At 45.6% G+C, this 13523-nt stretch carries 15 protein-coding genes; all 15 read right to left on the reverse strand.

Annotated elements, in window-relative coordinates:
• Nucleotides 1–37 precede the first annotated feature (37 nt).
• The 15 genes from dnaG to floA all read right to left on the reverse strand — a co-directional run bounded on the left by dnaG (nt 38) and on the right by floA (nt 13522).
• Entirely contained in the window at nt 38–1885 is a 1848-nt protein-coding gene (dnaG, locus tag J2Z65_RS03155; protein ID WP_167063597.1) for a DNA primase, read from the reverse strand.
• Between the two features lie 49 nt (nt 1886–1934).
• The gene (locus J2Z65_RS03160; RefSeq protein ID WP_167063594.1) at nt 1935–2399 is read right to left on the reverse strand and encodes a YaiI/YqxD family protein; all 465 of its coding nucleotides are present in this window, start codon (nt 2397–2399) and stop codon (nt 1935–1937) included.
• Between the two features lie 93 nt (nt 2400–2492).
• Nucleotides 2493–3308, reverse strand: coding sequence for a pyruvate, water dikinase regulatory protein (locus tag J2Z65_RS03165; protein ID WP_167063591.1), 816 nt, complete (start codon nt 3306–3308; stop codon nt 2493–2495).
• Between the two features lie 182 nt (nt 3309–3490).
• Nucleotides 3491–4240 carry a DNA repair protein RecO gene (gene recO / locus J2Z65_RS03170; protein ID WP_167063588.1) on the reverse strand — a complete coding sequence of 250 codons (750 nt, stop codon included), beginning with the start codon at nt 4238–4240 and terminating at the stop codon, nt 3491–3493.
• A 43-nt stretch (nt 4241–4283) separates the two neighbouring features.
• Nucleotides 4284–4436, reverse strand: coding sequence for a YqzL family protein (locus J2Z65_RS03175; RefSeq protein WP_167063585.1), 153 nt, complete (start codon nt 4434–4436; stop codon nt 4284–4286).
• A gap of 94 nt (nt 4437–4530) precedes the next feature.
• The gene (era, locus tag J2Z65_RS03180) at nt 4531–5430 is read right to left on the reverse strand and encodes a GTPase Era (RefSeq protein WP_167063582.1); all 900 of its coding nucleotides are present in this window, start codon (nt 5428–5430) and stop codon (nt 4531–4533) included.
• A gap of 6 nt (nt 5431–5436) precedes the next feature.
• The gene (cdd, locus tag J2Z65_RS03185; RefSeq protein ID WP_167063579.1) at nt 5437–5850 is read right to left on the reverse strand and encodes a cytidine deaminase; all 414 of its coding nucleotides are present in this window, start codon (nt 5848–5850) and stop codon (nt 5437–5439) included.
• Nucleotides 5851–5881: 31 nt separating this feature from the next.
• Nucleotides 5882–6586, reverse strand: a complete 705-nt coding sequence (locus J2Z65_RS03190) for a diacylglycerol kinase (RefSeq protein ID WP_167063576.1) — start codon at nt 6584–6586, stop codon at nt 5882–5884.
• Nucleotides 6586–7113 carry an rRNA maturation RNase YbeY gene (ybeY, locus tag J2Z65_RS03195; RefSeq protein ID WP_167064333.1) on the reverse strand — a complete coding sequence of 176 codons (528 nt, stop codon included), beginning with the start codon at nt 7111–7113 and terminating at the stop codon, nt 6586–6588. Before ybeY ends, J2Z65_RS03190 begins: the two co-directional genes overlap by 1 nt.
• Nucleotides 7114–7146: 33 nt before the next feature.
• Entirely contained in the window at nt 7147–9375 is a 2229-nt protein-coding gene (locus J2Z65_RS03200; protein ID WP_167064330.1) for an HD family phosphohydrolase, read from the reverse strand.
• Nucleotides 9376–9415: 40 nt separating this feature from the next.
• Complete coding sequence (locus J2Z65_RS03205) at nt 9416–10381, reverse strand: PhoH family protein (RefSeq protein WP_167063573.1); 966 nt, start codon at nt 10379–10381, stop codon at nt 9416–9418.
• A 6-nt stretch (nt 10382–10387) separates the two neighbouring features.
• Nucleotides 10388–11581, reverse strand: a complete 1194-nt coding sequence (yqfD, locus tag J2Z65_RS03210) for a sporulation protein YqfD (protein WP_167063570.1) — start codon at nt 11579–11581, stop codon at nt 10388–10390.
• A gap of 36 nt (nt 11582–11617) precedes the next feature.
• Nucleotides 11618–11896 (reverse strand): sporulation protein YqfC, encoded by a 279-nt coding sequence (gene yqfC / locus J2Z65_RS03215; RefSeq protein ID WP_167063567.1) that lies wholly within the window; start codon nt 11894–11896, stop codon nt 11618–11620.
• A 158-nt stretch (nt 11897–12054) separates the two neighbouring features.
• Nucleotides 12055–12513, reverse strand: a complete 459-nt coding sequence (locus J2Z65_RS03220; RefSeq protein ID WP_167063564.1) for a hypothetical protein — start codon at nt 12511–12513, stop codon at nt 12055–12057.
• Nucleotides 12514–12529: 16 nt separating this feature from the next.
• A complete protein-coding gene (floA, locus tag J2Z65_RS03225) occupies nt 12530–13522 on the reverse strand; it encodes a flotillin-like protein FloA (RefSeq protein WP_193581052.1) in 993 nt (330 codons plus the stop codon).
• Between the last annotated feature and the right edge of the window lies 1 nt (nt 13523).

The following is a 13523-nucleotide window of genomic DNA, read 5'->3' on the forward strand; positions in this document are numbered from 1 at the left end:
AGTACGGACTCCCTCCTCCCTAGTCAATTCAGTAGCTCTACGTTGACTTCAATCGTTTTTCTAGGGCGATAATTTCAATTGCAATTTGTGCTGCTCGAAGATGGTCGCCCGCGCGCTCGGCGCGAACTCGTTCTTCTTTCTTGCGTTCAATTTCTTCTTGCATCGGAACTTTACGAATTTGGCGAATATAGTCGTCAATCACTTGTTCGTTCATTCCATGACCGGCCCCCATCATGACGATGGAACTGGCCAAGCTCTCCAGCTGTTCGTCTTGCAGCATGGCAATGTATCGGCTTGCATCCGGCTCAGCATTCTGAGCGTAGTAAGCATATAAATAAGCAGCTAAGACTGCGTGAGCTTCAACGTTGAATTGATCACCTAACTGTTCTTCCACATGTGCGCAAACGTCGCGATCATGCATCATAACAGCCAAAATCAATCGTTCAGCATTGTGATAAGCTGGTAAAAGCGATGGTGTTTTCTTGCGTGTTCGTTCCGCTGTTCTCCCATTATTCATAACATTATTCCACAGAATTGGTTTATTATCCCCATCCGGTCGGTTTTTTTCCGACTGCAGCAAGATTTCGTGAAGGTCTAACTTCATCGCCTCATAGGAGGAATCAGGGAATTCCGAAGCCAACTGTTTCAGATAATGTTCTCGTTCCATAGGAGAATGAAGATCACTAATTAACTTCACAGCAGATTGCAGATAACGAAGTCGGTCACCGTCCTCATGCAATTTAAAATTTTTACGGATGTACAAAAGCTTATATTTCATCGATGGTACGGCAGGTTCAATGATCTCCCGTACGAATCGGTCAAAACCATAATTTTTTACATAATCATCTGGGTCCTTGCCATCCGGTAGCATCGCTACGGTAACTCGGCTTCCCGTCTCTTCCAGAATCGGAATGCTTTTGAATGCAGCTGATTGTCCGGCATTGTCGCCATCATAACATACGACGATTTGGTCAGCGTTACGGTTCAGCAGAGCCGCGTGTTCCTTCGTAAGTGCTGTCCCCATTGTGGCAACCCCATTATTGATTCCTGCTTCCCAAGCTTTTATGACATCTACATATCCTTCAAAAAGGACCGCTTGCTGCAGCTTCCGCATATTGGGTCTAGCCAAATGAAGATTGTACATTGTCCTGCTTTTATTAAAAAGAATAGATTCCGGACTATTTAAATACTTGGGTTGAGCATCGCCCATCGATCTCCCGCCGAAAGCAATAACCTTGCCGGCTGCATCGCAGATCGGGAATATAATGCGCTCCCTGAATTTATCCACGTAGCCAGTTCCTTCGTGTCTAGCAGAAATTAAACCGCCCTTTTCCATAAGCACTGGATCGAACTCACGCTTCACTAACTGTTGAACTAACGTATCCCACATAGCCGGGGCATAACCGATTTGAAACGTGTCGATCAGCTTATCCGAAATGCCTCTTGAAGCTAAATACCCTTTTGCCACTTTGCCCTGCTCTGTGTTGCCCAAAATATAATGATAAAGCTTAGCAGCGAAATCATAAGCTTTCAGCAGCGTTGCCTTCTCTTGCTGCTGTTCATTCTGCTCCTCGGTCGCTTCTTCCCACGTAATGGGGATATCCGCTTCTTCTGCAAGCTTGGTCACGGCTTCTGAGAAACTAAGGCCTTCAATTTCCATCACGAAGCGAATTAAATTCCCTCCGACGTTACAACCGAAACAGCGGTAAATTTGTTTTTCCGGCGTCACGGTGAACGAAGGGCTTTTCTCTGAATGGAAAGGACACAGCCCTTTCATATAATGCCCTTGTTTACTCAAATGTACATGTCTGCCAATCACATCAACGATGTCATGGCGCTTCAGTACAGCCTCAATGACCTCTTCAGGTATGCGTCCGTACCTCATGTTATTTCCACCCACAATTCAGGTCGCTTTTCCGACTAAGTACTATTCGCTACTTGTTTTCGATTTCCTGCAAATATCTTAAAAGTTTTGTCAAACCATGTAGAAAATTTTTACGATCCTCGTCCGTAAAGGGTTTCGGTCCTTTCGAATGCTTGCCGGATCTGCGCATTTTCGCTGAGGTATGACGTCGATCCAATAAAAAATCAATCGAACTGTCCGTATATTCCTGCCCCCGATTCGTCAAACAAAAAGAGCCTTTAGCTAACCCAAGCGCGGCAAGACCGAAATCCTGCGTCACCAAAATATCACCAGGCTGAATCTGATTGGCAATGTATAGATCAACAGATTGATCGGAGCGATCCACTTGAATGACCTTTACGCCTGGGTTCTCCTTCATCCGATGATCAAAAGAAGCAACCAGAACAACTTGTACACCAAACTGCCTTCCTGCCTGTTCTATTTCGGATTTAACGGGACAAGCATCGGCATCGACGATTATATTTCTCGCACCCATACAGTTCAGCCCACGCCCTTTTTTGACGAAATCTCACCGTACTATTATATACGATGAACTTCTAAAAAATCCTGCAAGTATAAACATAAAACCTTACTGAACTCGTTCAATATGATCCATAACCAAACTTGCTGTTTCTTCTACGGCACGGTTTGAGACATCAAAAATCACACAACCGATTTTGCTCATAATTTTGTCAGCAAAAGCCAGTTCTATTTTAATACGTTCTACATTCGCATAGGTTGCATTTTCTGCAAGACCAAGTGTGCGCAACCGTTCTTGCCGAATGACATTCAATTTGTCCGGGTCGATTCTAAGTCCGATAATTTTATCTTTCGGAATGGTATAAATAGCAGCAGGCGGCTGCATTTCCGGCACTAATGGCACGTTAGCCACTTTAAATCTTTTGTGCGCCAAGTACATGGATAACGGGGTCTTGGACGTTCGAGACACCCCAAGAAGAATGATGTCTGCTTTTTGAATTCCGCTAAAATCCCGGCCATCATCATATTTAACGGCAAATTCGACGGCCTCAACTTTTTTAAAATAATCCTCATCAAGCGGATGAATCATCCCAGGCTGTCTGCGAGGTTCTTGATGCAGCGCTTGCTCCAAGGTGTTAACAACCGGTCCAAGAAGATCAATATGCGGGATGCCGTGTTCTTTCGCTTTGGCAATAAGATCGTCCCTGAGCTCAGGTATAACCAATGTAAAGACGACAATACCGCCATGGATGCGAATGGCATTAATAACTTTATCAATGCCTTCTATATCGTGAATGAACGGAGCTCTTACAATCTCTACGGGAACCGGATGAAATTGCATAGCAGCAGCACGTACAACCGACTCCCCTGTTTCTCCGACTGAATCAGAAACGACATAAACTCGAGTAGGTAATGGATGATCCATTTTCCCATAGCCCCTTTCAACCTGTTCAGCAGGGACGAGACCCTACATTAGCATTTGTATGTGAAGTAGATTCAAACAGAACGTAAGCATAAAAAAACTCACCGATATGCGGACAGCACAAAGGCGAGGTGTTTTCCACCACATCATATCAAAGACGACTTCACATGTCAAATAAGACCAAACTATATGTTGTATTTTTCCATTTGTTCGATAAAGTCTCTAGATTTCCACTTTACCCCGATATGTATATCCATATAAGTTCTCATGCAAGTCTTTAACTGTGCTTTCGTTTCATCTTTAACCTGGACAGCTCCGAGCCTGCGCATATCCATGCGCGGGAACAATTTGAGCAGCTTCAGGGCACCCTCTCCAATCCCAATCGCTACGGGGTCTTTATATCGGCAACGGTTACATAAAGTCCCTCCCATGGAAGGGCTAAAGCTAGTGATACCTAATGTTTCACCACAAGAAACGCAGGCGTCGGTAACGGGCAAATATCCAGCCAATTCAAACATTTTCATTTCATAGAGGTGAACAACGATTTGCATATCCTTGCCCTCTTCAATCGCCATCAAACCTGCTTTCAGCTGTTCAAACAGATAGGTGCTGCCTTCTTCATCCCCAAGCATGCGGTCCGTCATTTCAGCCAAATAAGACGCATGAGCAGACATATGCAAATCTTCTCGCAAAGCGTGATGGGCTTCGATGATTTCAGCTGAATTCAAAGATCCCATTTGACCGCGCTGTTTAAAAAAAACAAAATCGCCGTACGTAAAAAGCTGCGTAACGGCGGCATGTCTACTTTTCACTTTCTTCGCACCCCGAGCCATAACACCAACTTTACCAAGCTCGGGGGTGAACAGACTAATGATCTTATTCCCCTCTCCGTAGTCCATACTACGGAGTACGATCCCCTGTACACTACGCAGCAAATGACTTCCCCCATGTAGGCCGCTCTGATCGCGAATTTATCTTTTACATATTCAGACCCTCGAGCGGCTCTTCATTACTTTGATCCTCTTCCTGTACATCCGTGTCCATGCCGGGCTGCCCGGTTACTTGTTTGTACAAAAGGTAGGCATCTACATCACCGGTCTTTGAAAAATACGTCCACGAAAAGTCTTTCATGTTCAGCATCCTCCCCATCGAACGTGATGTTCATAGGATGTGCAGAGAAAGCTTCTCTATGCGGACAATTTATTGGAACACTTAGGTAATACCATTAATCGTGACGGAAGCCTAGATCTTTCAAGACTCTGTCTTGATTTCTCCAGTCTTTCTTAACTTTCACCCAAAGTTCTAAAAACGTTTTGGAACCAAGCAGCGTCTCAATATCTCTACGGGCCTGTCTGCCGATTTCTTTCAGCAAACTCCCTTGTTTGCCAATGACGATGCCTTTTTGGGAATCGCGTTCAACAAAGATAACAGCAGAAATATGAACTACGCCATTGGATTCAACCCGCATATCTTCGATTTGGACTGCAATGGAATGCGGAATCTCTTCGCGAGTCAAATGCAAGATTTTCTCACGAACAAGCTCTGCGCAGACGAATTGCTCAGGATGATCGGTTATTTGATCGGCTGGGTAATATTGAGGTCCTTCAGGCAAATATTTAATAATTTGCTCCAAAAGCGTCGTTACATTATTCCCCTTAAGCGCTGAAACCGGTACAATTTCTGCAAAATCATATAGATCTTTGTACTGCGTAATGATCGCAAGCAGCGCTTCAGGCTGTACAAGATCAATTTTGTTAAGCACCAAAATAACCGGTGTTTCAACGTGCTTCAGTTGTTCAATAATATATCTGTCTCCGCCGCCTATGCCGTCAACAACATCGACCAGGAAAAGAACCGCATCGACTTCCCCGAGGGTACCGTGCGCGACTTTACTCATATAATCGCCTAATTTGGAAGTCGGTTTATGAATTCCTGGGGTATCCAGGAAAACGATCTGGCCGTTCGCCGACGTATACACGCCGTGTATCTTGTTTCTTGTTGTTTGAGGCTTGTCTGACATAATAGCGATTTTTTGTCCGATGATTTGATTCATCAATGTTGATTTCCCAACGTTCGGACGTCCGATGATTGCGACAAAGCCTGATTTAAATTCTTTTTTAGCCACTTCTAATTATCCTCCATTTGAATGCAAATCTTTCGTTGTAAAAGCTCCAGGGAGTAAGGCGGAAACTGTCGTTTCCGCAAAATCCCCTTTAAGATTGCCGAGGTATACAGGCATATCCGGGCCACAAAGCTCAACCAACACCTGGCGGCAAACACCGCATGGCGAAATCGGATCTTCCGTGTCGCCCATAACCGCAATAGCCTGAAAAGACCCAGCTTTGTGTCCATCTGCAATTGCGCGGAAAAGCGCAGTTCGCTCGGCGCAGTTCGTAGGACCATAGGCGGCATTCTCAACATTACAGCCGTAATGGACATGGCCTTCCGCATCCAGAAGCGCCGCGCCTACGTTGAAATTGGAATACGGCGTGTAGGCTCTTTTCATTGCTTCTTTCGCGTGTTGAATGAGTTCTTGTTTATTCATGGCCATCATCCTTCCTGTTGTTATAGTAACGTTATAGCATGTTTAGACACGATAAAGCGAGGATCGTGACGGCTGCACCAATCAGTGCACCGAGAAAAAGCGCTGGAAACGGCCGAGTCTTTTTGTCGTACAGCATAATAAATATAAGTGCAGCAAGCGTATACGCAAGTAAAGCTACAATCGTTTGCGAGACGAATATGGTGATGACAGTCGCGATCGAGAAGGCAACTGCCGTCAACAAACTCGGGCGAACTAACTTGCCTTTGTCCGAAAAACGCGTCTCGATGACAATGACCGTTAAGATGACGAGGGCAATAAGTACCCATATTGTCCCTGCAGATATTGGCGAATTCTGAATTCTGGATTCACGCAACAGCCGATCAATCGGTTCATAGAAAACAATCATCCCAACGATGACGGCAAAACCGGCAGACACTAAGACGGACGCCGCAGCGACGTCCTTTGCGATTTTGGCTAACGGATGGCGGTCCGGCATCGCCAGATCGACCGTTTTTTCCACAGCCGTATTGATCAGCTCCGTAACAATCATTAAGGTTACGGCTAACAAAATAAACAGGATATCCGTTTTTGGCAATCGTGCAAACAAAGCAGCCAACAAAACAAGAAAAGCAACGCAAAAATGGAATTTCATATTGCGCTGCGTATCTAAGGCATATTTGATTCCTTCGTAAGCATACCGGAAGCTCCTGCGCCATTTACGGAAGCCGTCTGTCATTAGCGCGTTAGACCTGCCTTCTGCAAAATGTCCTCCTGCTTGGCGAACATAACTTTCTCTTCTTCTTCACTTTGATGATCATAACCGATCAAGTGCAAGAATCCGTGAACGAACAGAAATCCAAGCTCCCGTTCTACGGAATGTCCATAGTCTTCAGCCTGTGCGATTGCGCGGGGAACGGATATAATAATATCCCCAAGCGGTTCAATGAACGATTCGGATACCGTCACATCATCCTCAAGACCTTCCGTATCGTCCTGCCCAGCATCTTCATAATTAATCTGAATTTCGTCTTCGCCAAACTCGCTCATTGCAAATGATAACACATCCGTTGGTTTATCCAAATCGCGATACTGTTTATTTAACTCCTGAATTGTTTCATCATCTACAAAGGTAAGGGCCACTTCGCCAGCTGTAACACCTTCCAATTCACCGGCTAATTTCAGAAGCTCCTCGATTTTCTCAATAAATGCAGGTGTGATCTCTTTCACTTCCTGCTCGCTGCTCCACTCTAGCGTCAAATCCATACTTGCCATACATGACAACCTCCTGTCATTTTCTTATGCCCCGGATTTCTTAGGAGACAGTTCGTTTGGATACTCAATCCTCGCATGAAAAATGCCAAGCAAGGTTTCATTCAATGTTTTGGCAATCTTATCCAATTCCTTGAGCGTGATGTCACATTCGTTGAACTGCCCGTCATCCAACCGGGACTTGATGATTTTGTGTACCATCGAATCAATCTGCTCCAACGTCGGATTGCGCAATGAACGAACAGCTGCTTCCACACTATCTGCAATTCCTACAATAGCCGCTTCCTTCGATTGTGCTTTAGGCCCCGTGTAGCGGAAATCCTCTTCACGGATCTCCTTCTCATTGCCTTCTTCTTCGGCTTGCTTCACTGCCTTATGATAGAAATAGTGCAGCAGAGTTGTTCCGTGATGCTGCTCCGCAATATCCCGGATTGCTTTGGGCATTTTGAAATCTTTGAGCATTTCAACTCCATCGCGGGGATGAGCGATAATGATGGATTTACTTAAGTTCGGATCAATGCGATCATGCGGATTTTCGATATTGGTCTGATTTTCGATAAAATAGCTCGGCCTTTTTGTCTTTCCTATATCGTGATAATAAGAGCCGACCCGGCATAGAAGTCCGTCTGCACCGATCGATTCCGCAGCGGCCTCTGACAAATTACCAACCATAACGCTGTGGTGATAAGTCCCGGGCGTTTCCGTCAGCAGCTTGCGCAGCAAAGGATGATTCGGGTTTGAGAGCTCCACCAATTTGAGCGGTGAAAGAATGCCGAATGCAACCTCAAAGAAAGGCAGCAGCCCAATGACGAAAACAACCGTCAATAATCCGCCGGCAGCGGCGAAGGACAGCGACATGATCGCTTCTCTTTGCTGAAAGTGATCCTCCAGCAGCAGCATGGAGGTGATCGTAAGCATAGAGAAAAATGCAATCAAAAGTCCCGCTTTCAAAATAGTAGCCCGCTGGCTGGCACGTTGAATCGTGAACACTGCGCTAAAGCAAATAACCAAGGATACTAACCCGTACCGAAAATCAAAAAGAAGCGTATGCTCCGTATTAAAAATAATACTTGCCATTAAAGAGAATAAGACCGATGAAATAAAAGCCAACGGAGCATCCAATAAAATGGCAATTAAAATGCTTCCTAATGCAGTCGGAGCCAGATAACCGATAAACGGATAGTCCAAATTTTGGACAAGCGAGATGATTTTCATACACGTAATGTTGATAAGAACAATCAAAATCAGCATCACAAGCTGAGAATTATTGTATTTAATCGCAAGCTGACTTTGCCGGACAAACATAGAAACAACAAAGGACAATAATGCCGCAAGTATTCCTAATCCAATCTGGGGCAAGTGATTCGCTTTGCTTTTGAGCAGTTCCAGCTTATCCAACCGGGCATAAATTTCTTCCGTAATGACGTCCCCAACCTTGACAAGCACATCATTTTTATTGATATATACCGGTTTTACGCTTTCTCTGGCTTGTCCTTTGGCATCATCCGTCCCCTTCTGATCAAAGAACTTATTCGGTGTGATGACCGCCCGCGCGATCTCCGTAACCATTTCACGCATCGTATTCTTCGCCAGATTAGAAGTATTCACCGTTTCAGCTACTTTAGCCCTAGCCGTCTGCGCATCAAGTATCTGATCATTCATCAGTTTCGTAACAATGTCCTTCGTTACAGGACGCATGGCCGTCAAGTCTTCTTTAGTCAATCGGGGAAGCTTAAAGTATGATTCCTCAGGCAGCGGGTACTGCTGCTCAGCAAGTCCTTGCTGTATCTGTTCAATAAGCGACTCATTATACTGACCGCTGGTGCTGAGCGATTTGACGGACTGACTTTCCATATCACTAATTAACTGAGGAATGACTCGACGGAAAATGCTTACTTTGTCATCGAACTTTACTTCTTCATCCGCATTAATCTGTAATAATTTATCATAAATGGCATCAATGATCGTATCATTTTTGAGATTCACAATGCGGTAGACAGGTTGAACGCGCTTAGCTGCATCTTCTTTTGCTTGTTCCGTCGCAACGGCGTTCTCAATCTGCCTTGGTGCATAAATCGTTGTTTCACTGGTTGTTCCTAATTCGATATCATAAACTTGAGGAACAAGCTTTGCGTAAAGAGAAATATAGAAAACTAAAGCCAGCAAGAAAAACAACAGTATCCGAATGCCCGTACTGTATTTCCATCCGTTCAGCTGGTAATGAAATTTACCTTTCATTTGCACTTCATTTTTCATCACGGAAGGTCATTCCTCTCTACCTGACAAACCAGCACAGTTACTTTTCCTTTTCAGCATTGTAGGCCACAATGATTTTCTGCACGAGTGAGTGTCTGACTACGTCCTGCTCATCAAAGTGAATAAAGCCGAGCTCTTCGATCTCATTGAGAATGCGAGCCGCTTCTACAAGTCCGGAAGATTTTCCCCGCGGCAAATCAATTTGTGTGACGTCCCCGGTAATTACCATTTTGGAGCCGAAACCGAGCCGCGTCAAAAACATTTTCATTTGTTCAGGCGTTGTATTTTGAGCTTCATCAAGAATAATAAACGAATCGTCTAGCGTTCTGCCGCGCATGTATGCCAGAGGAGCAATCTCGATCAGACCGCGCTCTAACGATTTAGCTACCTGCTCAGGACCCAAGACATCATTAAGAGCATCATACAATGGGCGCAAATAGGGGTCAACTTTTTCCTGCAGATCGCCTGGTAGAAAACCTAGACTTTCCCCTGCTTCAACCGCCGGACGCGTTAAAACAATCCTTTTGACAGCGCCTTCTTTAAGACGCGTAACCGCCAATACGACAGCCAAATAGGTTTTGCCTGTCCCGGCAGGTCCGATGCCAAAAACAATATCTTTCTTTTTGATCGTCTCAACGTATTTCCGTTGTCCAATCGTTTTGACGCGAATCGGCTTACCGCGATGCGTTGTTGTAATCTCGCCTTTAAACAAGTCAAGCAATTGGTCGGCTTTCATTTGCTTCGCAAGCTCAACCGCATACAGCACATCCCGCTCTGTTAACGTATAATTATTACGGATGAGCTGCAAGAGAACCTCAAAAAGCTGCTGAAGCGAGTTCACTTCCGCAGCGGGTCCTTGAATCGATATTTCGGCTTCACGCGTAAAAATTTGCGCGGCAATCTCTCTTTCAATTACATGCAGAAATTTGTCCTGAGGACCAAACAATGCCAGCCCTTCAGCCGGATTTTTCAAAGTTAATTTTACGGATTGTGCGTTTTCTACCAACAGGTCTCATTCTCCTCGTATGACAATTGGTTGCTCTTCGGCGATATTTTCTTCGACTTCAAAATGCACGTCTATATAAATTTTACCATTCTCTGATTTTTCATGCAAAATTTTTTCGCCTACGAGTCTAGCATCGGCCCCTGCAGCGCCAAGTAATTTGGCTCTAGCCTGCTCCAGGCCTGTCTTCTTGGCAATTGCAGGATCAATTGGCTCTTCTACGAGTTGAACTTCCATCACCTTTTCATGCAGCCATCCGATAGGAAGTGTAAAAGAACGCCATGCCAGCGTTTTACGCTCCGGGATCGTCTCAAAATGCTCGAAGCTTAGCTTCCCGTATCCGCTGACTTGCAAGGCTCTGGTACCCAAAACAATATAATTGCGATTGGTTACCTCACCTGTATAAGCCTTATAGGTTTTCGTAAGCGGCGACTCGATTCGGGAGGTATACCAAACGACACCCCTCACTTTACCGCTCGCGACAACGATTTGATTATTCTGCTCATCACCGATCGTGCCAGAAATAAGCACGTCCCCTTTTTTTACATACGTATTCGGCTTAACCATCGGTTTCCCTTTATCGGATAAAATCTCAGTCACAAGTGCGTTTTTAGAGGCAACTAGATTTCTCGGATTCTTCAAATCCTTTCTATCAGGAATTGTCGCTTCGACCACTTTAATCGTGATATGCGTACCACGAATTTCAACGCCAACCCAGGCAGTGCCTGGCAGCAAACTTTGGATCTCACGCGACAGGTCCTCAGCCTTTTTCAGCCTAAATTTCCATTGATATGTATGTATGCCCTGCTTGGAAGCCGCTTGCAAAATTTCCGCTTCCGAGATGCGGTCGTTGCCCTCCACAGTCACCTGCCAGACGAGCGAGGTCAATATGTATAGACCAATGATAAAAGCGGCAATGCCGCCCAGAAACACTTTCCTCCGCCCCAATCTTTCCATAAAAAAAGGAAGCCCGTACCGCTCTAGTACATGCACTCGGCAGCCTGTCCGTTTGAGCAGCGGCTTAAGTCTGAAAAAGTCTTTAATTAGCATATTAAGCTCGAGCTTGCCATCATCTTTGACTTGAATATCCCAAATGGAGAAACCCTTCTCCATCATGGGATTGATCAGCCTTTCGCATTCTTTGCCCCGTATTTGAATGCGCACATACCCGCGCAAACGGGCTATGAACATCGATTGTTTCATAACGCAGCCTCCCCATCCTATAATCCTGGCTTCCATCTATGGCATATATTTGACATTGTCGATCAAGCCTTCGATAAAAACTTCTTCCGAGAGGATCGCTCGAATGACCAAGTTTTTACCGAAAACTTCAAGCGTCCCTTTTGTTAATTCAAGCTTTAGGTGTTCACTGGAAAAATGGAGCACGCCCCGGTGATTCTCTACATAAAGCTGTACGTTGCCGATCATCGTAATACGCGGCAAGTCCTGCACAACATCCTGGGGAAGATCCAGGATTTTGGCCGTGAACTGGTTCCATTTGCGGGTCAAGCGACGCATAGCTGGGCACTACCCCCTCTAACTAGATGATCATGACGACAGAAAAGGCGCATAGCTTTCTACCAAATTATGCGGATTGCCCCGGATTTATGTGAAAAAACTGGAAAACAAAGAGCGCCCTCCCCGATAACTCGAGAGGGCGCCTTCTATTGTGGCCGTTACCTTCGGTAAGGCTTTTTTGACCTTGGAGGACCAAGAATTTCGGCCCATACCACACCTTGAAGCACCTGTTCTTGACTGGGTGACTCAGGAAAGTGACTTGCCGCAGTTAGGTCCCCTGCATAAACAGATGAACTTTCTGCATTTGCTTGCTTGGATGAGCTGAAAGGAGACGACTTCGCCTTCGGACCAGAGGCTGAAGATTGCATGGCATTTGGACGGCTGAGTTCGTCACGTATGCCTCCGGAGGATTGCGGTGAGCCTAAACCCTTCTGCTCTAGTTTACCCGCTTCAGGACGTCGCTGAGCCTGGCCAGGAGCTTCACCAAAAGAAAGCATGCCTCTTCCAGGTGCTTTTTGACTCGCGCGACGCCCCTTGTTTTGAATTTGATACAACAAGGTTAATCCGATAATAACCAGATACCAGTGTTTAAACAAAAATGCAATGAGTTGTTCCACGCTATCACCTCATGGGCTATGAGTCTTTATCATTCTTGCCGTCGCCCATTTTACCGAGCGTTGAACGCATTTGAGTGTCTGCATCAATATTTTTGAGATTCATATAATCCATGACTCCGAGTTTTCCGTTTCGCAACGCCTCTGACATGGCAAGGGGCACCTGAGATTCCGATTCAACAACCTTCGCACGCATCTCCACAACTTTAGCCTTCATCTCCTGCTCAGCCGCAACTGCCATTGCCCTTCTTTCTTCGGCTTTCGCCTGTGCGATGCGCTTATCGGCTTCCGCTTGCTCGGTTTGCAGATGGGCACCGATATTTTTTCCTACATCCACGTCTGCAATATCGATGGATAGGATTTCAAAAGCCGTTCCAGCATCCAAACCTTTTCCCAGAACGGTCCGGGAGATGAGATCCGGATTCTCTAGAACATCCTTGTGAGAATCGCTGGAACCAACTGTCGTGACAATCCCTTCACCGACGCGGGCAATAATCGTTTCCTCGCCGGCGCCGCCGACCAAACGTTCAATATTGGCACGTACAGTCACTCTGGCGATAACTTTAACCTCAATTCCGTTTTTGGCCACCGCAGAAACATTCGGCGTTTCGATAACTCGCGGATTGACACTCATTTGAACAGCCTGAAGCACATCGCGGCCTGCCAGATCAATGGCTGCTGCGCGCTCGAACTCCAAATGAATTTTGGCCCGATGTGCTGCGATTAAAGCATTAACGACTCTGTCGACGTTACCTCCAGCAAGGAAGTGACTTTCCAATTGATTAATGCTAAGATCGATACCCGCTTTAGTCGCTTTAATCAATGGATTAACGATCCGACTAGGCGTGACACGGCGCAGTCTCATGGCAATCAAAGTAATAATGCTGATACGCACTCCTGAAGCCAGCGCAGAAATCCACAGCATCACCGGTACGACGCTGAGTAATATGGAAAGTACAATAATGATAATAGCCGCGAGCAGTACCAAATATAGTCCCGGTTCAATATTCATT

Origin of the sequence: Paenibacillus aceris (assembly GCF_017874035.1) — a bacterium.
Taxonomy (GTDB): Bacteria; Bacillota; Bacilli; order Paenibacillales; family NBRC-103111; genus Paenibacillus_E; species Paenibacillus_E aceris.

What these genes read in the sequence shown, in the direction of transcription:
- dnaG (WP_167063597.1), bottom strand. Translation starts at nt 1,885, where the DNA reads ATGAGGTACGGACGCATACCTGAAGAGGTCATTGAGGCTGTACTGAAG.
- J2Z65_RS03160 (WP_167063594.1), bottom strand. Translation starts at nt 2,399, where the DNA reads ATGGGTGCGAGAAATATAATCGTCGATGCCGATGCTTGTCCCGTTAAA.
- J2Z65_RS03165 (WP_167063591.1), bottom strand. Translation starts at nt 3,308, where the DNA reads ATGGATCATCCATTACCTACTCGAGTTTATGTCGTTTCTGATTCAGTC.
- J2Z65_RS03175 (WP_167063585.1), bottom strand. Translation starts at nt 4,436, where the DNA reads ATGAAAGACTTTTCGTGGACGTATTTTTCAAAGACCGGTGATGTAGAT.
- cdd (WP_167063579.1), bottom strand. Translation starts at nt 5,850, where the DNA reads ATGAATAAACAAGAACTCATTCAACACGCGAAAGAAGCAATGAAAAGA.
- J2Z65_RS03190 (WP_167063576.1), bottom strand. Translation starts at nt 6,586, where the DNA reads ATGACAGACGGCTTCCGTAAATGGCGCAGGAGCTTCCGGTATGCTTAC.
- ybeY (WP_167064333.1), bottom strand. Translation starts at nt 7,113, where the DNA reads ATGGATTTGACGCTAGAGTGGAGCAGCGAGCAGGAAGTGAAAGAGATC.
- J2Z65_RS03200 (WP_167064330.1), bottom strand. Translation starts at nt 9,375, where the DNA reads ATGAAAAATGAAGTGCAAATGAAAGGTAAATTTCATTACCAGCTGAAC.
- yqfD (WP_167063570.1), bottom strand. Translation starts at nt 11,581, where the DNA reads ATGAAACAATCGATGTTCATAGCCCGTTTGCGCGGGTATGTGCGCATT.
- yqfC (WP_167063567.1), bottom strand. Translation starts at nt 11,896, where the DNA reads ATGCGTCGCTTGACCCGCAAATGGAACCAGTTCACGGCCAAAATCCTG.
- floA (WP_193581052.1), bottom strand. Translation starts at nt 13,522, where the DNA reads ATGAATATTGAACCGGGACTATATTTGGTACTGCTCGCGGCTATTATC.